The sequence below is a fragment of the Burkholderia sp. SIMBA_051 genome (assembly GCF_046534915.1).
Taxonomy (GTDB): Bacteria; Pseudomonadota; Gammaproteobacteria; order Burkholderiales; family Burkholderiaceae; genus Burkholderia; species Burkholderia ambifaria.
Genome location: NZ_JAWRXS010000325.1, coordinates 1 through 269 on the forward strand (window position 1 = coordinate 1; position 269 = coordinate 269).

At 65.1% G+C, this 269-nt stretch carries 1 protein-coding gene; it reads right to left on the bottom strand.

Annotated elements, in window-relative coordinates:
- A partial coding sequence (locus SB771_RS34720) for a hypothetical protein (protein ID WP_410722003.1) occupies positions 1 to 223 on the bottom strand: 223 nt, incomplete at its 3' end.
- Between the last annotated feature and the right edge of the window lie 46 nt (positions 224 to 269).

Consider the following 269-nt stretch of genomic DNA (forward strand, 5'->3'; position numbering starts at 1 on the left):
GCACGTAGGCTTCTGTCATCGAGCCTTCGCCGTAGACCGCGACCTGCGGGCTGTCGGCGACACCGCCGTTGGCATACTTGCGCAGCGCGAGCGGACCGAATTGCGTCATCACACCGCCATCGGCGAACGCATACTGGTTGCTCATCTGGCCGCCGGTGTAGTTCCAGTTGTCAAGCGTGTTGGTGCCGCCCTGCACGCCCATCAGCGTGCTGCTGGAGCCCATCGAGGAGGTCTGCGAGAGCATTCCGGCAGTGGCGCTCGACGAGCCG